This is a genomic window from Flavobacterium sp. 123 (assembly GCF_003634825.1).
GTDB lineage: Bacteria > Bacteroidota > Bacteroidia > Flavobacteriales > Flavobacteriaceae > Flavobacterium.
In genome coordinates this window covers 603,728-622,708 of the sequence record NZ_RBXD01000001.1, presented here as the reverse complement: position 1 = coordinate 622,708, position 18,981 = coordinate 603,728, and the positions used below count along the sequence as shown (strand labels likewise).

General features: G+C 32.8%; 19 protein-coding genes. 14 read left to right on the top strand and 5 right to left on the bottom strand.

Features of this window, described 5'->3' with window-relative positions; translation table 11 throughout:
- Positions 1 to 15 precede the first annotated feature (15 nt).
- Both C8C88_RS02780 and ribD read right to left on the bottom strand, forming a co-directional pair.
- Entirely contained in the window at positions 16 to 618 is a 603-nt protein-coding gene (locus tag C8C88_RS02780) for an HAD family phosphatase (protein WP_121336674.1), read from the bottom strand.
- A complete protein-coding gene (gene ribD, locus C8C88_RS02775) occupies positions 611 to 1,654 on the bottom strand; it encodes a bifunctional diaminohydroxyphosphoribosylaminopyrimidine deaminase/5-amino-6-(5-phosphoribosylamino)uracil reductase RibD (RefSeq protein ID WP_121338537.1) in 1,044 nt (347 codons plus the stop codon). The genes C8C88_RS02780 and ribD overlap by 8 nt, the downstream gene beginning before the upstream one ends.
- A gap of 117 nt (positions 1,655 to 1,771) precedes the next feature.
- Between ribD and C8C88_RS02770 the strand changes: the two genes are divergently transcribed.
- On the top strand, positions 1,772 to 2,257 hold the full coding sequence (locus C8C88_RS02770; RefSeq protein ID WP_121338536.1) for a GNAT family N-acetyltransferase: 486 nt from the start codon (positions 1,772 to 1,774) through the stop codon (positions 2,255 to 2,257).
- Between the two features lie 8 nt (positions 2,258 to 2,265).
- On the top strand, positions 2,266 to 3,123 hold the full coding sequence (prmC, locus tag C8C88_RS02765) for a peptide chain release factor N(5)-glutamine methyltransferase (RefSeq protein ID WP_121338535.1): 858 nt from the start codon (positions 2,266 to 2,268) through the stop codon (positions 3,121 to 3,123).
- Positions 3,124 to 3,189: 66 nt separating this feature from the next.
- Here the strand turns inward: prmC and C8C88_RS02760 are convergent, their stop codons facing one another.
- Positions 3,190 to 4,431 (bottom strand): ABC transporter permease, encoded by a 1,242-nt coding sequence (locus tag C8C88_RS02760; RefSeq protein ID WP_121336673.1) that lies wholly within the window; start codon positions 4,429 to 4,431, stop codon positions 3,190 to 3,192.
- Between the two features lie 109 nt (positions 4,432 to 4,540).
- On the opposite strand from C8C88_RS02760, the gene hisS reads away from it, so the two are divergent.
- The 11 genes from hisS to mtaB all read left to right on the top strand — a co-directional run bounded on the left by hisS (position 4,541) and on the right by mtaB (position 15,508).
- The gene (hisS, locus tag C8C88_RS02755) at positions 4,541 to 5,911 is read left to right on the top strand and encodes a histidine--tRNA ligase (protein WP_121336672.1); all 1,371 of its coding nucleotides are present in this window, start codon (positions 4,541 to 4,543) and stop codon (positions 5,909 to 5,911) included.
- Positions 5,912 to 6,229: 318 nt separating this feature from the next.
- Positions 6,230 to 6,811, top strand: a complete 582-nt coding sequence (locus C8C88_RS02750) for a nucleotide exchange factor GrpE (protein ID WP_121336671.1) — start codon at positions 6,230 to 6,232, stop codon at positions 6,809 to 6,811.
- Between the two features lie 44 nt (positions 6,812 to 6,855).
- Positions 6,856 to 7,974 (top strand): molecular chaperone DnaJ, encoded by a 1,119-nt coding sequence (gene dnaJ, locus C8C88_RS02745; RefSeq protein WP_121336670.1) that lies wholly within the window; start codon positions 6,856 to 6,858, stop codon positions 7,972 to 7,974.
- 165 nt (positions 7,975 to 8,139) lie between these two features.
- Positions 8,140 to 9,060: an ABC transporter ATP-binding protein gene (locus C8C88_RS02740; protein ID WP_121336669.1), complete on the top strand. Its 921-nt coding sequence runs from the start codon at positions 8,140 to 8,142 to the stop codon at positions 9,058 to 9,060.
- 51 nt (positions 9,061 to 9,111) lie between these two features.
- Positions 9,112 to 10,428: an ABC transporter permease gene (locus C8C88_RS02735; protein WP_121336668.1), complete on the top strand. Its 1,317-nt coding sequence runs from the start codon at positions 9,112 to 9,114 to the stop codon at positions 10,426 to 10,428.
- Between the two features lie 84 nt (positions 10,429 to 10,512).
- Entirely contained in the window at positions 10,513 to 11,676 is a 1,164-nt protein-coding gene (locus tag C8C88_RS02730; RefSeq protein WP_121336667.1) for a sigma-54 dependent transcriptional regulator, read from the top strand.
- 86 nt (positions 11,677 to 11,762) lie between these two features.
- Positions 11,763 to 12,410, top strand: a complete 648-nt coding sequence (locus C8C88_RS02725; protein WP_121336666.1) for a DEAD/DEAH box helicase — start codon at positions 11,763 to 11,765, stop codon at positions 12,408 to 12,410.
- A 17-nt stretch (positions 12,411 to 12,427) separates the two neighbouring features.
- Positions 12,428 to 12,646, top strand: a complete 219-nt coding sequence (locus C8C88_RS02720) for a putative signal transducing protein (RefSeq protein ID WP_121336665.1) — start codon at positions 12,428 to 12,430, stop codon at positions 12,644 to 12,646.
- Between the two features lie 21 nt (positions 12,647 to 12,667).
- Positions 12,668 to 13,465 (top strand): Cof-type HAD-IIB family hydrolase, encoded by a 798-nt coding sequence (locus C8C88_RS02715; protein WP_121336664.1) that lies wholly within the window; start codon positions 12,668 to 12,670, stop codon positions 13,463 to 13,465.
- Positions 13,466 to 13,484: 19 nt separating this feature from the next.
- On the top strand, positions 13,485 to 14,009 hold the full coding sequence (locus C8C88_RS02710) for a GNAT family N-acetyltransferase (RefSeq protein ID WP_121336663.1): 525 nt from the start codon (positions 13,485 to 13,487) through the stop codon (positions 14,007 to 14,009).
- Between the two features lie 170 nt (positions 14,010 to 14,179).
- The gene (gene mtaB, locus C8C88_RS02705) at positions 14,180 to 15,508 is read left to right on the top strand and encodes a tRNA (N(6)-L-threonylcarbamoyladenosine(37)-C(2))-methylthiotransferase MtaB (RefSeq protein ID WP_121338534.1); all 1,329 of its coding nucleotides are present in this window, start codon (positions 14,180 to 14,182) and stop codon (positions 15,506 to 15,508) included.
- A gap of 156 nt (positions 15,509 to 15,664) precedes the next feature.
- Here mtaB and C8C88_RS02700 read toward each other — a convergent pair whose 3' ends face one another.
- Complete coding sequence (locus C8C88_RS02700; protein WP_121336662.1) at positions 15,665 to 16,507, bottom strand: hypothetical protein; 843 nt, start codon at positions 16,505 to 16,507, stop codon at positions 15,665 to 15,667.
- 255 nt (positions 16,508 to 16,762) lie between these two features.
- Positions 16,763 to 17,311: a hypothetical protein gene (locus C8C88_RS02695; RefSeq protein ID WP_199711385.1), complete on the bottom strand. Its 549-nt coding sequence runs from the start codon at positions 17,309 to 17,311 to the stop codon at positions 16,763 to 16,765.
- Between the two features lie 213 nt (positions 17,312 to 17,524).
- On the opposite strand from C8C88_RS02695, the gene C8C88_RS02690 reads away from it, so the two are divergent.
- Positions 17,525 to 18,907 (top strand): MATE family efflux transporter, encoded by a 1,383-nt coding sequence (locus C8C88_RS02690; protein WP_121338532.1) that lies wholly within the window; start codon positions 17,525 to 17,527, stop codon positions 18,905 to 18,907.
- The last annotated feature ends 74 nt before the right edge of the window (positions 18,908 to 18,981 follow it).

The following is an 18,981-nucleotide window of genomic DNA, read 5'->3' as shown; positions in this document are numbered from 1 at the left end:
TTGTTATTGATTTTTTTAAATTATTTTTTTGTCAAATAAATGAACTACATCTTCCTGACCAACTTGTAGGTTCCAAACCTGAATGCCTATGCTTTGAGCAGCATCAGTATTTTCTTTTTTATCGTCAATAAACAAAGTTCTTTTGGCCGAAAGATCGTGTTTGTTTAAAACATAATTATAGATTTCAGGATTTGGTTTTCGCATACCAATTTCAAATGAAAAATATACCTTTTCGAAACATTGGTAAAAATCACTATAAAAAGAAGCACCTGTTCTTTGTTCAAATGTTTCAATATGAATAGAATCCGTATTGCTCAAAAGAAACAACCGGTATTTTTTGGATAACATTTGAAGAAATTCAAGTCTATACAAGGGGAAATCTAATAGAATAGCATTCCAAGCTGTCAAAATTTCTTCAATAGAAGCATTCGGGATTTCTTTTTGAAAACCTAAAAGAAATTCTTCTTGAGATATCAGTCCCATTTCAAACTGTTGGTTGAGTTGGTCTAAATCGGCATTCCATTTAGATAAACCTAACTTTTGCAATCCATCAATAGTAGCTTGTTTGTCTAGGTTTATAAAAATATCTCCAAAATCAAATATGATAGCATTAATCATGGTTTTTGCTTATTAGTAATTCATCAGTTTCAATAATGTGTCTTTCAAAATCTTTTAGGACCAATTTTGGGGCTTTAGTTCCTGTATTAAAACGGGAGTTGCCAACAAATATTCGAGCTTCATCCCATAGATTTGCGTCGATAAAAGTTTGCAACGTCTGTTTGCCGCCTTCAATAATCACAGATTGAATCTGATATTTATAAAGTATAACGATTATTTGTTGGGCTATATTTTGTTCAAAATCAATTACCTCAAAGATAGTGTTTTCTTCTGCAATTTCGGTTTTGATTTTTGAAAAAATGATGGTTTTTGTCTGATTGTCAAATATATGACTGTTCTTTGTGATGCGATTATTCTGGTCTATAACAAGGCGAATAGGATTGTTTCCATACCAATCACGAGCGTTTAGTTTTGGATTATCATCAATAACAGTTTGAGTTCCCACCAGAATTGATTGTTCTTCGGTTCTCCATTTATGAACTAATTGTCTGGAATAAGGATTGGTAATCCAAACTGGTTTTTGCTCTAATTTTTCTATCGGAGCAATAAATCCATCTTTAGTTTCCGCCCATTTCAGAATAATATAAGGTCTTTTCTTTTGGTGAAAAGTGAAGAAACGTTTGTTTAAATCATAACATTCTGTTTCCAAAATACCTACAGTTACATTTGCGCCAGCTTCGATTAATTTTTTGATGCCGTTTCCAGCCACTTTTATATTAGGATCAACGGAACCAATAATTACATTCGGAATTTTGTTCTTTATAATTAAATCACAACAAGGAGGTGTTTTTCCAAAATGACTACAAGGTTCTAAACTCACGTAAATAGTCGCTTTTTGTAATAACGATTTGTCTTTTACGGAATTTATGGCATTTACCTCGGCATGAGGTTCTCCCGCTTTTTTATGCCAGCCTTCGCCAATAATCACATCGTTGTGAACAATTACACTACCTACCATCGGGTTGGGGTAGGTGGTTCCTAATCCATTTTTGGCTAATTCAATGCAACGTTGTATGTATTTTTCATGTATTTTCACCATACAAAAGTAGTAATTTTGGGTTTAGCCCCGAAACTTCGGGATTAGTTTTAAAACTTTTGAAAATAACAATAAACAATGGCTATTTTTGTCAAAAAAATAGTAGTCTTAAGAATCATGGAAAAGTTTACTATCAGAAAAATAGAAAAAAAAGACAATCAGTCTGTTGCTCAATTAATACGCTCTGTTTTTGACGAATTGAACATTCCAAAGGTAGGTACTGCTTATGAAGATCCCTATTTAGATTTGATGTTTGAAGAATATAACAAACCCAAGTCTGTTTATTATGTAGTCGAAAAAGAAGCTAGAATTATTGGCTGTGCTGGAATTGCTCCTTTAGAAAACGAAGCGGAGACTATTTGTGAACTTCAAAAAATGTATTTTCTGCCTGAAGCGCGTGGTTTAGGAATAGGAAGTGAAATGATGGCAATTTGTTTGCAAGCTGCCAAAGATTTTGGTTTTGAAAAATGCTATTTAGAGACGATGCCTTTTATGCATGCTGCCCAAAAATTATATAAAAAATCAGGTTTCGAGTACATTTGTTCTCCGATGGGAAGTACAGGTCATACCAGTTGTCCGGTTTGGATGATAAAAGAATTATAAGTTTTAAAATGAGAATAAAAGAATATAGAACTGAATTCCTTCAAGAACTGACGCCAATTTACGATGCTGGCGAGGCGGAGAGTTTTTTCTATTTAATTTTAGAAGAAAAAAATCAATTGAAGCAAATCGATTTGGCTTTACATCCTGATTTGATTTTTTCTGCGGATGAAATTATGGTTTGGAATTCTCTTTTGGAGTCTTTAAAAAAAGAAATTCCAATTCAATACATATTAGGAAAAACCAATTTTTATGGATTGGATTTCGAGCTAAATGAAAATGTTTTGATTCCAAGACCAGAAACAGAAGAATTAGTCGAATGGATTTTAGAAAGTCAAAAGTCAAAAGTCAAAAGTCAAAAGCCAAAAATACTTGACATTGGAACTGGAAGTGGCTGTATCGCTATTTCATTAGCTAAAAATCTTTCTGATGCATCTGTTTTTGCGATTGATGTTTCTGAAAAGGCTTTGGCTACAGCCAAAAAAAATGCCGCAATTAATGAAGTGAATGTCACTTTTATCGAAAAAAACATTCTTGAAACGGAAGATTTAGAACAGCAATTTGATATTATTGTTTCTAATCCTCCGTATGTTCGAAATCTAGAAAAAGAAGAAATCAAGAAAAATGTTTTGGAACATGAACCGCATTTAGCACTTTTTGTAGAAGATAATGATGCGTTAATTTTTTATAGAAAAATAGCGGCATTGGCTCAAAAAAATCTTTCACCAAATGGACAATTGTATTTTGAAATCAATCAATATTTGGGTGTTGAAATGAAAGATTTACTCGAAAAAATGAACTTCAAAAACATCGAATTACGAAAAGATATTTACGGTAATGACAGAATGATAAAAGTAGATTTGAGATAAAATACACTACAAAAAACGTCTTGAGAAATCAAGACGTTTTTTGTATAAAGAAATAATTATCTAATATTATTCATAGCGTAAAGCTTCAATTGGATCAAGTTTTGCAGCTTTGATGGCTGGATATAATCCAGAAACTATTGCCACAGCAAAACTGGTTATAAAAGCAGACATAATTGCTCCCCACGGAATTACAAATACAAAACTCATGGCAGTTGCAATACCAAAACCAATTAAGATACCGAAAATAATTCCGACTAAACCGCCTAATTGTCCTATTAATAGGGTTTCAATAAAAAACTGAAAAGCAATAGTTGTTTTTTTAGCTCCTAAAGCTTTTCGAACGCCAATTTCACGGGTACGCTCCGTTACGGATACAATCATGATATTCATCAAAGCTATCGAAGAACCTAGAACGGTGATGATGCCAATAAGCCAGGACGCAAGCCCAAGATATTTAGTAATACCTAGAATTCTATTAATAAGATCATCACTACGGACTACGCCAAAATTATTGTCTTTCACGGGACTCAGTTTGCGTACTCTTCGCATGGTACTGGTAGCATTGTCAATGGCTTGGTCTAGCAATTCTTTTTTGCCAACCATAATACTCATCGTATAATTGATATTTGGCGCAGTAAATAAAGAACGCGCTACTTGAATAGGAATTAAAACTCTTAAATCTTGGCTGTTGCCAAAGGTTGAGCCTTTTTCTTTCAATACTCCAATAACTTTAAACTTTGCACCTCGTATGGAAATTATTTTGTCAATTGGGTTCATGTCTTTTAGTAGCCCTTTTTCAAAATCCGAACCTACTACGCAAGCATAAGTGTTGTTGTCAATATCAAATCCATTAAAATTTCGACCTAAACTAGTTTCTAAACCAGAGTTCGTTATAAAATGTTCATCAACTCCCACAACAGTTATTTCAGGATCTGTTTTTGTAGATTGGTATTTTACTTCGGCTGTAGAAGTAGCAGTAAATGAAAGAGAAGTTTCTGTAAATGGATATTTAAATTTGTTTTTGAAAGCTACCGCTTCTGGATACGAAATAATTGGATTTATAATTTCGCGTTCTTGACGCCCACGATTTCGGGTTTCGTTTTCGTATTGGTTGATATTGAATGTGTTAGCGCCCATCGAAGCAAAATCAGATGAAATAGTGTTCTCAAGTGCTGCAACTACCGTAAGAATCCCTACCAAAGCAGTAATTCCAATAGCAATAATCAATACAGTAAGTATGGTGCGCAACAATTGTGTTCTAATAGAACCAAAAGCAATTCGGACGTTTTCGCGGAATAATTTAAACATAGTGCTTATTTGACACGAAAATACAATTTTTGTTACAAGTTTGTTTTAGAAGGAGTATTATTTATTTTAAAAATAAGATATTTGCAGTCTTATTCAAGAAGTATACAAAATGGCATCAAAACCGAGCATTCCAAAAGGAACCAGAGATTTTTCACCAGCTGAGGTGGCAAAACGTCAATATATTATTCAGATTATAAAAAGCAATTTCGAAAAATTTGGATTCCAACCTATAGAAACTCCTTCTTTTGAAAATTCTGAAACCTTAATGGGGAAATATGGAGAGGAAGGCGATCGTTTGATTTTTAAAATATTAAACTCTGGAGATTATTTGGCGAAAGCCAATGCAACCCATTTGGAAAACAAAGACAGTACTAAATTAACGTCAAGCATTTCAGAAAAAGCGTTGCGTTATGATTTAACAGTTCCGTTTGCGCGTTATGTGGTGCAACACCAAAATGATATTGAGTTTCCGTTCAAGCGATACCAAATCCAACCCGTTTGGCGTGCGGATCGCCCGCAAAAAGGACGTTTTAGAGAGTTTTTTCAGTGTGATGCGGATGTAGTAGGTTCTAAATCATTGTGGCAGGAAGTAGAATTAGTACAGTTATATGATACTGTTTTTACCGCTTTGGGTTTAGAAGGTGTAACTATTAAAATCAATAACCGAAAAATATTATCTGGAATTGCCGAAGTAATTGGTGCTTCTGATAAATTAATAGATTTTACCGTAGCGCTTGATAAACTAGATAAAATAGGAGAAGACGGTGTTAAAAAAGAAATGATTGAGAAAGGAATTTCGGAGGAAGCGATTGCAAAAGTGCAGCCGTTATTCAATTTCACCGGAACCATTTCAGAGAAAATAAATCAACTTTCTGTTTTGCTTGCTGAGTCTGAAGAAGGAATAAAAGGAGTGGAAGAATTGCGTTTCATTTGTGATAATGTTACGGCACTTGGGTTGTCAACAGCAATTTTGGATTTAGATGTAACCTTAGCTAGAGGACTTAATTATTATACAGGGGCTATATTTGAAGTGGCTCCGCCAAAATCAGTTTCGATGGGTTCTATTGGTGGTGGAGGTAGATACGATGATTTGACTGGAATTTTTGGACTCAAAAATATGAGCGGTGTTGGAATTTCCTTTGGTTTAGACCGAATTTATTTGGTTGTTGAAGAACTAAATTTATTTCCAGACACGGTTAGAGCTACATCCAAAGCCTTGTTTATCAATTATGGTGAGAAAGAAGCTTTTTATGCGATGAAAGCTATAAAAGAATTGAGAAATTCAGGTTTGAAAGTGGAACTTTATCCAGATAATGCTAAAGTAGCGAAACAATTTCAACATGCTGATAAGAGAAATATTCCTTTTGCCGTTATTGTAGGCGATCAAGAGATGAATACAAATACTTTTTCATTAAAGAATTTAAGTACTGGTGAGCAAGTTTCACTTGATTTTGAAGGATTGAAAAAGAGATTGGCTTAAAGAAATAAAAAAAGCTTCGTTTTCCAAAACGAAGCTTTTTTTAATATAAGGCAATGATGAATTAATAATTATTTAGATACGAACCTTAATTTCAATTAGGGACATCAATTCAAATTATTTTTTTTGATTTGAAGAACACAAACTTATCCAAACTAAATCGAAATAGTCTTAAAATTATATTAAATTTTTTTTGACATAAATTCTAAATAGTTTAATAGGATTTATTATTTCGATTCAAAAACAGGTATCTAAAAGATGACAATTTGACATTTTATGAGATTTGGCAGTACTTTTGCAATTCAAAAAAAAGAATAAAAAATGAAGTTTAAGAATATTTTTAAAAATAAGGGTAATATGACTACTGAAAATACAGAAATCGATCAAGAAATAGATGATGCAACATTGGAAAAAAATGCAAATGGTGAACAAATCATTATTGATGAGGAATTAAGTGTTGAGGAGCAATTAACACAAGATTTGGCAAGAGAAAAAGACAAATTTTTACGATTATTTGCTGAATTTGAAAATTACAAAAGAAGAACTTCAAAAGAACGTATTGAATTGTTTAAAACAGCAAATCAAGAGGTTTTGTTAGCGATGCTTCCTGTTTTGGATGATTTTGACAGAGCTTTAGTTGAAATCAGTAAATCAGAAGATGAGTTACTATTGAAAGGGGTTGAACTTATTCACGAAAAACTAAAAAATACTTTAGTTTCAAAAGGATTGGAACAAGTTGATGTTAAGGCAGGAGATTCTTTTGATGCGGATTTTGCAGAAGCAATTACTCAAATTCCAGCTCCATCAGATAAGATGAAAGGGAAAATTGTTGATGTTCTTGAAAAAGGATACAAATTAGGAGATAAAATTATACGTTTTCCTAAAGTTGTTATTGGACAGTAGTATAGACGCAACAGATCGCATCTGGGCTTCATAAAAAAATAAAAATGAAAAAAGATTTTTACGAGATATTAGGCATTTCAAAAAATGCTGACGCTGCTGAAATTAAAAAGGCATACAGAAAAAGCGCAATTAAATTCCATCCAGACAAAAATCCAGGCGACAAAGAGGCAGAAGAAAAATTCAAATTAGCCGCTGAAGCATACGAAGTTTTGAGTGATCCTCAGAAAAAAGCTAAATATGATCAGTACGGACATCAAGCTTTTGATGGTTCAGGAGGTTTTGGCGGAGGCCATGGCGGAATGAATATGGATGATATTTTCAGCCAGTTTGGTGATATTTTTGGCGGTGGTTTTGGCGGTTTCAGTGGTAACGGTGGTGGAAGAGGCGGAGTACGTCGTGCAAAAGGAAGTAATCTTCGTATAAAAGTAAAATTGACATTGGAAGAAATAGCCAATGGAGTAGAGAAAAAAGTAAAGGTAAAACGTAAAGTTCAAGCACCTGGTGTATCTTACAAAACGTGTTCGACTTGTAACGGTCAAGGACAAGTAATGCGAGTTACCAATACTATTTTAGGAAGAATGCAATCCGCTTCAACCTGTCCTACTTGTGGTGGTTCTGGTCAAATTTTAGACAAAAAACCAGCTGAAGCAGATTCACAAGGAATGATTCTTGAAGATGAAACGGTTTCTATAAAAATTCCTGCAGGAGTTGTTGACGGAATGCAATTGAAAGTTTCTAATAAAGGGAACGATGCTCCAGGTAATAGTATTCCAGGAGATTTAATTGTAGCGATTGAAGAAGTTGAACATGAGTTCTTGAAACGCGAAGGAGAGAATTTGCATTATGATTTATATGTGAGTTTTTCGGAAGCAGTGCTTGGAATTTCAAAAGATATTGAAGCTATAAATGGTAAAGTAAGAATTAAATTAGAAGAAGGAATTCAATCTGGTAAAATTCTTAGACTTAAAGGAAAAGGAATACCAAGTCTTAACGGATACGGAAATGGAGATTTATTAGTTCATGTTAATGTTTGGACACCAAAAACATTAAACAAAGAGCAAAAGCAGTTTTTTGAAAAAAATATTGCGGATGAGAATTTTATCCCTAATCCTGAAAAATCAGACAAATCATTTTTCGAGAAAGTTAAAGATATGTTCTCTTAACTAAATATAAATTGAATTTTTAGATTCAAAAAAATAATTCCCATCCTTAATCATTACAAGGGTGGGTTTTTTATGTAACAGAATAAAGTATTTCAGTACTAATTATTTACTTTTACAAACCCTTGGCCGATAAGGCCAAAGGAATAAAATTAATTAAAATCTAGCATGAGCAACCTTCTTGAAGTCAATAAAATTGTAAAGCGATATGGCGATTATGTCGCGCTTAATGAAGTTTCGTTGTCTGTTCCTCAAGGCAGTATTTATGGGCTTTTAGGTCCTAATGGTGCCGGTAAAACATCGCTTATCCGAATCATAAATCAGATTACTTTGCCTGATAGTGGGGAAATAATTCTTGATGGTGAAAAATTACAACCGAAACACGTTCAGTATATAGGCTATCTTCCTGAAGAAAGAGGTTTGTATAAGTCTATGAAAGTTGGAGAACAATGTTTGTATTTAGCTCAAATGAAAGGATTGTCAAAAGCGGAAGCTAAAAAACAATTGGAATATTGGTTTGAACGATTGGAAATTCAAGGGTGGTGGAACAAGAAAATTCAAGAACTTTCAAAAGGAATGGCGCAAAAAATTCAGTTTGTGGTTTGTGTATTGCATAAACCCAAATTATTAATTTTTGACGAACCTTTTTCAGGTTTTGATCCAGTAAATGCAAATGTGATTAAAGAAGAAATTTTAGCATTGAAAGAGCAGGGTTCAACCATAATTTTTTCAACTCACCGAATGGAAAGTGTGGAGGAATTGTGTGATCATATTGCTTTGATTCATAAATCAAATAAATTAATTGAAGGAAAACTAAATGATGTCAGACGACAATTTAAAACGAATAGTTTTGAAGTGGGTATTTTATCGGATAATGTAGAAGGATTGATGTATGACATTTCTCAAAAATTCTCAGTTACTCCAGCTCATTTTAAATCGCTTAGCAATGAGTTGAAATTAGAAATTCAATTAGGAAATGCACAACCTAATGAGCTTTTAAATGTTTTAACACAACGAGGACAAGTGACTCATTTTGTTGAAAAAATTCCAAGTGTGAACGACATTTTTATTCAAACGGTTACCCAATAGATTTTTAAATTTAAGTCTGCAAATAGACAACTCAAATCATAAAACCTCAAAATGAGCATCATATCACTAATTATCAAAAGAGAATTTATTGCCAAAGTGCGTAATAAGTCTTTTATAGTAATGACATTTTTAAGTCCACTACTTTTTGTAGCCATCGCACTTTTTGTGGGCTATTTAAGTAGTATGAAAGCAGATACAAAGCAAATTGCCGTGCATGATGAATCTGGTTTGTTTGTAAACAGTTTTATTTCTCAAAACAGTAAAACAGCTGAATACAATTATGTTGATCTAACTTTGATTGATTTGAACTTTCTAAAAGACAGTTTAACCAAAGAAAAATTTGAAGGAGTTTTATACATTCCAAAAGTTAATGATACAAAGACTTTAGAGAATAAAATACAATACATTTCAAATGATAGTCCAAGTATTTCATTCATTGAAAATATTCAAGATGAAATAGCTAAAAAACTTACGATTGCTAATTTTGAAAAAGCGCATTTAGACACTTTAGCTATCAAAAATGCCGAGGCCAAAGTAAATATCAATCTTACAAAAGCTTCTGGAGAACAGAGTTTAAAAGGACTTAATGAAATTAAAGTAGCCATTGGCGGTGCTTTTGGTTATTTGATAATGATGTTCATTATTATTTATGGTAACATGGTTATGCGTAGTGTAATAGAGGAGAAAACCAGTCGTATTATTGAAATTATAATTTCTTCAATAAAACCATTTCAACTTATGATGGGCAAAATTATAGGGACTTCTTTAGCAGGAATACTTCAGTTTTTTATATGGGCTGTTATTGGATTGGCATTATTGTTTTCAGCGACTATATTCTTTCATTTGAATGTTGGGGCAACTTCACACATTCCGCCAGAAGTGATAAAAACTGCACATCAGGAATTTGCAGCAACGGCTCAAATGTATATTCAAGAACTTTGGAATTTACCTATTGCGACCATACTTATCAGTTTTGTCATTTATTTTATAGGAGGATATTTTTTATATAGTTCGTTTTATGCTGCAATTGGAGCAGCAGTTGATAATGAAACGGATTCTCAACAGTTTTTATTGCCTATTATTATGCCGTTGATTTTAGGCGTTTATATCGGTTTCTTTACCGTTATAAATGATCCAAATGGAACTATTGCTACTGTTTTTTCGATGATTCCGTTGACTTCTCCAATAGTTATGTTGATGCGAATTCCGTTTGGCGTACCTTTGTGGCAAATTATGGTTTCGATAGCGATTCTCTTTTCGACTTTCTTTTTTGTAGTATGGTTTGCTGCAAAAATATACAGAGTAGGAATCCTTATGTATGGCAAAAAACCAACTTGGAAAGAATTATATCGTTGGTTACAATATTAAAATACAGTTTGGTTCAGTTATTGTAAATCTTGATAATTTAGTAAGCAAAAATCCAAATCAAAATACCCAAAATATCTAAAGATTATGTCAAAAATATTAATCATAGAAGACGAACCAGCCATTCGAAGAGTGTTAACCAAAATACTTTCGGAAGAGAATACCGCTTATGTTGTAGAAGAAGCTGAGGATGGTATTTCAGGTTACGAAAAAATTAAAAATACCGACTATGATTTGGTTTTGTGTGATATCAAAATGCCAAAAATGGATGGTGTTGAACTCCTTGAAGCGGTCAAAAAGATAAAACCAGAAATTCCGATGGTCATGATTTCAGGTCACGGCGATATGGAAACGGCAATAAATACAATGCGTTTAGGGGCTTTTGATTATATTTCAAAACCACCAGATTTAAACCGATTATTGAATACAGTCCGCAATGCTTTGGACAAAAAACAACTCGTAGTAGAGAATAAAATTCTGAAGAAGAAAGTTAGTAAAAACTACGAAATGATTGGCGAAAGTGAAGCGATTAATCACATCAAACTGATGATTGATAAGGTAGCACTAACCGAAGCCAGAGTTTTAATAACCGGGCCAAATGGTACCGGAAAAGAACTTGTTGCGCATCAATTGCATGAAAAAAGCGAAAGAGCTAATTTCCCGTTAATTGAAGTAAACTGCGCAGCGATTCCTTCTGAATTGATTGAAAGTGAGTTATTTGGTCACGTAAAAGGAGCTTTCACATCAGCAGTAAAAGACCGGGCAGGGAAGTTTGAAGCCGCTGACAAAGGGACTATTTTTTTAGATGAAATTGGAGATATGAGTCTTTCGGCTCAAGCCAAAGTATTACGTGCTTTGCAGGAAAGTATGATTACCAGAGTGGGTGCCGATAAAGATATCAAAGTGGACGTGCGCGTTGTTGCGGCAACTAATAAAGATCTGAAAAAAGAAATTGCTGAAGGACGTTTTCGTGAAGATTTATACCATCGTTTGGCTGTGATTTTAATAAAAGTTCCAGCATTGAATGACAGAAGAGAAGATATTCCAATGTTGATTACACATTTTGCAGAGAAAATTGCTTTAGAGCAAGGAACTGCTGTGAAAAAGTTTTCTGGTCAGGCAGTTGATTTATTGCAAGAATACGATTGGACAGGAAATATTCGTGAATTGCGTAATGTAGTAGAACGATTGATTATTCTTGGAGGAAATGAAATTTCTGAAAATGATGTTAAGTTGTTTGCATCGAAATAAATAAATAATTTAAAGATTGAATAATATAAAAGTTAGAGAATATTTCTTTTAATTTTTGAGTATTTAAATCTTTCAATCTAAAATAAATGAAATTAAAAAAAATAAACGAAAATCTGCAACAGGCTTTAATTGAAAATGGCTTGGCAGAAGCAAATGCAATTCAACAAGAAACTTTTTCGACCTTAAAAAGTGGTGCTGATTGTATGGTCATTGCTCCAAAAGGAAGCGGAAAAACGACCACAATTGTTATTAATGTAATACAGCAACTTGTTCGTGAAGGCGAGGAATCTCCTCGTGCTTTGATTATTGTAGAAGATAAAGCTAAAGTTTTGGAAATGGAAGAACTTTTTGAGAAGTTCGGAAAATATACTGACTTGCGTGTATATGGTGTTCATGACAAAGGGGATATGGAATATGATAAAAATTATATTTCAACCGGAATTGATGTTTTGATAGGCACACCAAATAAATTGAGCGAGATGTTTACTACTGCTGGCTATAATGTAAACAGATTGAAAATGTTCATTCTTGATGATGCAGATCCTATTTTGAGATTGCGTCACGAAACTAAAATTATGCGTATTTCAAATAGTATTGCTAAAACACAACGTATTATTTTTACAGAACAGTACACGGAACGAATTGAAATTTTAGCGGATAAAATGTTATTGGAACCTTATGAATTTGACTTCGATGCGATAGAAGAGGATGAGGAAGAAGAAAATGAAGATTAATAAAAAATAAAAACAAAATGGGATTAATGAAAGTGTTTTCTGGAAGCGAAATATTGGCTTTGGCATTACAGGAAAAAATTGAAGCGGCAGGTGTAGACACAGTTTTAAAAAACAACATTCAATCTGCTCGATTAGCAGGATTTGGAAATACGGGATTAGCTGTTGAATTGTTTATCCAAGAAACTGAATTTGCGAAAGCAAATCCTGTTATTGAAGAATTCAGAATGAGTATTTAAAACCCATCAAAGAGAAATTACATGAAATATAAAATGTTAGTTTTGGACATGGACGACACCTTGTTGACGGATGACCATAAAATTTCAGATGAAAATAAAGAAATGCTGTCTAAGGCTCAAGAGTTGGGTGTGTATGTTGTGTTAGCTTCTGGTAGGCCAACTCCAGCAATGACGGCTTATGCCAAAGAACTTCAGTTAGATAATTCCTTTATGATTTCATATAATGGAGCTGTTATCACAGATTTGAAGGAAGATAAAATTATTTTTGAGCAGACACTTTCTCAAGAACAAATCCATGAATTATATGAGTATAGCTTAAAAAGCAAAACGCATATAATTACTTATATTGACGGTAAAATTGTAAGCGAAACGGATTCGGAATATATTGAAGTTGAGAGAACAATTACGGGATTAATTCATAATAAAGTACCTAGTTTTAAAGAGGAGGTTAAATCTTCGGCTATAAAATGTATTTTATTAGAAGAACCAAATTATCTTAAACAAGTCGAAATTGATTTGAAGGCAACAATGCCACATTTGAGCATTTGTATGTCAAAACCTTTCTTTCTAGAAGTTGCTCAAAACGGAATTGATAAAGGTGCAAGCATTAAGTTTTTGGCAGAAAAATTAAATATACTTCAAAGTGAAATCATCGCTGTTGGTAACGCAGGAAATGATTTGACTATGATTGAATATGCTGGATTGGGGGTTTGGGTTGATAATGTAGATCCTGAATTGAGAGACAAAGGCGATGTTATTGTGGCTTCAAATAATGATCATGGTGTGGCAGAAGTAGTTCGTAGATTTATTTTGAACTAGTTTTACTAAATCAATATCTATGCGAAAGGCTATAGAAACCGAAAGATTAATTCTAAGGGAACTACTTCCGACAGATATTGATGGCATGTTTGAATTAGATTCTAATCCAGAAGTACATATTTATTTAGGGAATAAACCCGTAACTCATATTGAAGAAAGTCGGGAATATATCAAAAATATAAGACAACAATATCTGGATAACGGAATTGGTCGTTGGGCAGTTATTCTGAAAGAAACGAACGAGTTTGTTGGTTGGTCTGGGTTAAAATTCAATAAAGACTTGCTTAATGAGCATCAGAATTTTTATGAGATTGGGTATCGATTTATTCAAAAACATTGGGGTAAAGGTTATGGAACAGAATCATCCAAAGCTTTTATCGAATATGGTTTTAAAGAAATGAAAATAGATACAATTTATGGCTATGCCGATTCAGGTAATCTGAGTTCTAGAAAAATACTTGAAAAAATCGGACTCCAATACGTTACTACTTTCGAGTATGAAGGCGAAGAAGAAGTCTGGTACGAAATCAAAAATCCCTATTGATATATTTTAATAGGGATTTTTTAATATATCATCGTTTTGTTTTTTAGCTAGTTGCGCTACTTGACGTTTGATAACAGAATCAAAATATAATTAATTTAGCGCTTTAAATTGTTGATTATTGTGTGTAAATTTGCAGCCTGTTGCGAAAGACATTCGCCAAAAAAGGAATTATGACAGAAAGAAAAAAAGTTGCGTTTTATACACTAGGTTGTAAACTGAATTTTTCGGAAACTTCTACAATTGCACGAAATTTACAAGACGAAGGTTTTGATCGCGTGGATTTTGAGGAAGTAGCGGATATGTATGTGATTAATACGTGTTCTGTGACTGAAAATGCAGATAAGCAGTTCAAGCAAGTGGTGCGTAAAGCAATGAAGTTGAATGATAAAGCCTTTGTTGCAGCAGTAGGATGTTACGCTCAGTTGAAGCCTGAGGAATTAGCTAATGTTGATGGTGTGGATTTAGTTTTAGGTGCAACCGAAAAATTTAAATTGGCAGACTACATAAACGATTTGTCTAAAAATGATTTTGGAGAAGTGCATTCCTGCGAAATTGCAGAAGCTGATTTTTATGTAGGAAGTTATTCCATTGGCGATAGAACACGTGCTTTCTTAAAAGTGCAAGATGGTTGTGATTATAAATGTACGTATTGTACAATTCCATTAGCAAGAGGAATTTCGAGAAGTGATGAACTTCAAAATGTTTTGAAAAATGCAAAGGAAATTTCTCAGCAAAATATCAAAGAAATTGTTCTGACGGGTGTAAATATTGGAGATTACGGAAAAGGGGAATTCGGGAATAAAAAACACGAACATACTTTCTTAGAATTAGTTCAGGAATTAGATAAAGTGGAAGGCATTGAAAGATTACGAATATCATCTATTGAACCTAATTTATTGAAAAATGAAACTATAGATTTTGTTTCTAAAAGTAGAACGTTTGTGCCTCATTTTCATATTCCGTTGCAATCTGGAAGTAATGAAATCCTGAAGTTGATGAAACGTCGTTACTTACGTGAAGTATATACGGAAAGAGTAAATAAAATTCGTGAAGTGATGCCACATGCTTGTATTGGTGTGGATGTAATTGTTGGTTTTCCTGGTGAAACAGACGAACATTTCTTGGAAACATACCATTTTTTAAATGAAATGGATATTTCGTATTTGCATGTTTTTACGTATTCTGAACGCGATAATACAGAAGCAGCTGAAATGACAGGTGTTGTTCCCGCTAATGTTCGTGCTAAAAGAAGTAAAATGCTTCGTGGATTGTCTGTTAAAAAGCGTCGTGCTTTTTATGAAAGTCAGTTGGGAACTAATAGAACGGTTTTGTTTGAAAGTGAAAATAAAGAAGGTTACATTCACGGTTTCACCGAAAACTATGTGAAAGTAAAAACACCTTGGAATCCAGAATTAGTTAATACATTACATGAAATTAATTTGACCAAAATTGATGAAGATGGAAGTGTGCGTATGGATTTTGTTACGGCTATGGTTTAATTGGTTTTTAAACTATTAATTTTTTAAAAAACATATAAGTTATTTAAGTTTGAATCATTTAAGTTTTTTTCAATCTTTTGATATGACTTATATGGTTTAAAATTTTTAAGAAATCGTAGACTAAATACTGTTGTTTTTAATGAAAAACACTACGGTTTAATTTTTTAAGTTTTTGTCTAAAGTTAATTTGTAAATCTGTGTTTCTAAAACATCAGAATCTTTGTCTTCACAGAGTAGAAATTCAATTTTTTCATTTGAATTTTTAAAGACTGTCAATCCTTCAAACTTATGGTTATTACTAATGACTTTAGTAAAATCAATTTTCATGGTTTCAATATCAATTCGTCCAATAATGCTCCCAAATACTTCACCATCATCATAAGTAGACTCGGTGTTTTCGGCTGCAGCCAAAAAATAAAATTTAGTATCTACCAAAACAGCATCGGTAAAACTCGTATGTACGCCATTTATTTTAGGTAATTTAAATGGATTTGAAAGGATTTGGAATTCGTTAGTGAGGTTTTTGCCTTCTATAGTAAAAAGGATGTTTTTATTTGATTTTCCATTTCCACGATTGAATAAATACCAGCTTTCCCCATTGTAAATAGCTCCTTCAATATTGAAATCTTTAGGTTTTATTTCGCCAAAACTTTGCATGACAGAATATAAATCAGATAAGTCCGTTGTGGTGGTTGTTTCATTTTTGGTGTTGAATTGCATCATTTTATTTCTTTTCTCGGTGGATCCGGAACCGAAAATATAAACTTCATCACCAAATCGTGTGATTGCCTCAAAATCAGACTTGTCTTTTTTAGGGATATTTTCGGCAGTAGTTTCCAGTAATTGGTGTCTTTTTAATTGGCTGGAATCCATTTTGTATTCATATAAAAATCCGCTATTATCACTTATGATTAATAAGGAATTGTCTTTGTGAATTAATCCTGATGCAGAACCAATTCCGATGATTTGAAATAATAATTCGAGAGTGAAATTTTCCATTAAAAGGGTTTTAAAAATAGCTGACTTAGTCTAAATGCAATGAAAATTAAGTTTCTAAATTATAAAAGAACAACAAATGAAGCTGTTACAACAAGGTGACAAATAATTCTAATATAGTTTTAAAAAGTCCTCCAAAAATAAAGCATTCCTCTGACATAAACGCACTAATACAATCAGATTCATTAGTTAAAAATTAAATTTTTAAACCAAAAAATGCGCTATAATTTAGCGCATTTTCTATATAATATTTTTGGTTTACAGTTTGAAGCCATACGCTAATCGAAGGCCTAATTGCCCAACACCTTTTCCATAAGTTCCATCACTAATCAATCTAGGAAAATCAGAATATTGCTCGTATCGCAATGAAATATCAATATACTTTGTTGCATAACCAATACTTGGGGCTAAAATAAGAGATGTTTTATTGTAATTATTTGTCACAGGAAAAGCGGCTCCACCTTCTGCCATTACATAAAATTCATCATTCCAAATGAACGCTTTAAATCCTGCTTTTGCGGGGATAAATCCTAAATCATTTCCGTCAGATTTACTCACGAATAAGTTTGAAAAGCCCGTAGTTAAAGTGAAGGAGTATCTTTTTGAGAGATCATATTGTAATCTTGCATCAGCTCCTAAAGTTAATTTATACGGATCGTTAGTTGCATATCCAGTATTCAAACCAAAGCCTAAACGAAATCCTTGATCGTATTCTGGCGTGTTTTTTTGTTGCGCTGAACTAGTATTGGTGTAAAATAGTGTTAGTACTGCTACCAATAGAATTTTGATTTTTGTTGTAGGTTTCATAATCTTAATTTTTGGGGGTTAAATGAATTTTTTTTGCATCATACTTTAATGCTGCTACAAAATATAACTGCATTTTTTAGGAGATGTTATGCTGTTAATTTTTTTTATGATTTAATTAAGAAAATTTTTATTTGTGTAAATATCTTTATTGTTGAAATAGTATGGATAGAATTGGATCCTTCTAATTACCTTTGCGAACTTAAAAATGACAACGTGAATCTATCTCAATATACAAAGGAGTTTTCTTATAATATACAATTGGCTTATCCAGTAATTCTAGGAATGTTGGGACATACATTGATAGGAATTGTGGACAATTTTATGGTCGGAAACTTAGGATCTACTGAGTTAGCGGCTGTTTCTTTAGGGAACAGTTTTATTTTTATAGCCTTGTCGCTAGGAATTGGTTTTTCGACAGCAATAACTCCATTGATAGCTGAAGCTAATGCAGAACAAGATGATAAAAAAATTCGGACTACTTTTCATCACGGATTGTTGTTGTGTACTGTTTTAGGCGTTGCTTTATTTATTGTAACCGTTCTGTCTAAACAGATTATGTATTTTATGCATCAACCAAAAGAAGTTGCGGATATGGCTGCGCCTTATATTGACTGGGTTGCTTTTTCTTTAATACCTGTAATTATGTATCAAGGGTATAAGCAGTTTGCAGATGGATTGGCTCAAACTAAATATTCTATGTACGCTATTTTTATGGCTAACGTGGTTCATATATTTTTTAATTATGTTTTGATTTATGGTTTTTGGTTTTTTCCAAAATTGGGTATTCTTGGCGCAGCCTTAGGAACTGTTATTTCAAGAATTATGATGGTAGTTTTTATGGATTTGCTTTTAAGGAGAAACGAAGCTTTTAAACATTATTTCAAGAATTTTACTTTTAAAGAAATTCGGAAGTCCATTCTGAAAAAAATCATCAATTTAGGGTTGCCATCGGCTATGCAAATGTTGTTTGAGGTAACTTTATTTACAGCTGCCATTTGGCTCTCCGGTTCATTAGGTAAAAATAGTCAGGCTGCTAATCAAATAGCGCTTACACTTGCATCATCAACTTTTATGGTGGCTATGGGATTAAGTGTTACTGCAATGATTAGGGTGAGTCACACCAAAGGAATGAATGAATACAAAAACTTGATTGTTGTAGCTCGATCAATATTTTTATTAGCAATCATTTTAGAAACATTTTTTGGAATTGTCTTCGTGATTTTTCACAATTATTTACCTCATTTGTTTTTGAATATGAGTGATTCTTCACAAATGTTAGACAATCATGAAATTATTATTATAACCGCGAAGTTGCTTTTAATAGCGGCTATTTTTCAAATATCTGATGGAATTCAAGTAGTAGTTCTAGGGGCGTTACGCGGATTGCAAGATGTAAAAATTCCAATGTATATAACTTTTGTTTCTTACTGGCTAATTGGATTTCCAGTTTCTTACTATTTAGGAAAATATACTTCTTTACAAGCTGTAGGAATTTGGATTGGACTTTTAGCAGGATTATCAGCGGCCGCTTTATTTTTGTATATTCGCTTTGCGAGATTAACACGAAAGTTAGTGGCTATAAATCTGGAAAATTAAAAATAGTCAGAAATAGTTATTTCAATTTGTTTATCCGTCAATAGTCTGATTCACTAAACTTCTAAAAAACAAAA

Bases quoted from the DNA above. Each gene is read 5' to 3' on its own strand.
- prmC (WP_121338535.1), top strand. From the start codon at position 2,266: ATGAGAATAAAAGAATATAGAACTGAATTCCTTCAAGAACTGACGCCA.
- C8C88_RS02710 (WP_121336663.1), top strand. From the start codon at position 13,485: ATGCGAAAGGCTATAGAAACCGAAAGATTAATTCTAAGGGAACTACTT.
- mtaB (WP_121338534.1), top strand. From the start codon at position 14,180: ATGACAGAAAGAAAAAAAGTTGCGTTTTATACACTAGGTTGTAAACTG.
- C8C88_RS02760 (WP_121336673.1), bottom strand. From the start codon at position 4,431: ATGTTTAAATTATTCCGCGAAAACGTCCGAATTGCTTTTGGTTCTATT.
- C8C88_RS02750 (WP_121336671.1), top strand. From the start codon at position 6,230: ATGAAGTTTAAGAATATTTTTAAAAATAAGGGTAATATGACTACTGAA.
- hisS (WP_121336672.1), top strand. From the start codon at position 4,541: ATGGCATCAAAACCGAGCATTCCAAAAGGAACCAGAGATTTTTCACCA.
- C8C88_RS02735 (WP_121336668.1), top strand. From the start codon at position 9,112: ATGAGCATCATATCACTAATTATCAAAAGAGAATTTATTGCCAAAGTG.
- C8C88_RS02720 (WP_121336665.1), top strand. From the start codon at position 12,428: ATGGGATTAATGAAAGTGTTTTCTGGAAGCGAAATATTGGCTTTGGCA.
- dnaJ (WP_121336670.1), top strand. From the start codon at position 6,856: ATGAAAAAAGATTTTTACGAGATATTAGGCATTTCAAAAAATGCTGAC.
- C8C88_RS02780 (WP_121336674.1), bottom strand. From the start codon at position 618: ATGATTAATGCTATCATATTTGATTTTGGAGATATTTTTATAAACCTA.
- C8C88_RS02770 (WP_121338536.1), top strand. From the start codon at position 1,772: ATGGAAAAGTTTACTATCAGAAAAATAGAAAAAAAAGACAATCAGTCT.
- C8C88_RS02715 (WP_121336664.1), top strand. From the start codon at position 12,668: ATGAAATATAAAATGTTAGTTTTGGACATGGACGACACCTTGTTGACG.
- C8C88_RS02740 (WP_121336669.1), top strand. From the start codon at position 8,140: ATGAGCAACCTTCTTGAAGTCAATAAAATTGTAAAGCGATATGGCGAT.
- C8C88_RS02730 (WP_121336667.1), top strand. From the start codon at position 10,513: ATGTCAAAAATATTAATCATAGAAGACGAACCAGCCATTCGAAGAGTG.
- C8C88_RS02725 (WP_121336666.1), top strand. From the start codon at position 11,763: ATGAAATTAAAAAAAATAAACGAAAATCTGCAACAGGCTTTAATTGAA.
- C8C88_RS02695 (WP_199711385.1), bottom strand. From the start codon at position 17,311: ATGAAACCTACAACAAAAATCAAAATTCTATTGGTAGCAGTACTAACA.
- C8C88_RS02700 (WP_121336662.1), bottom strand. From the start codon at position 16,507: ATGGAAAATTTCACTCTCGAATTATTATTTCAAATCATCGGAATTGGT.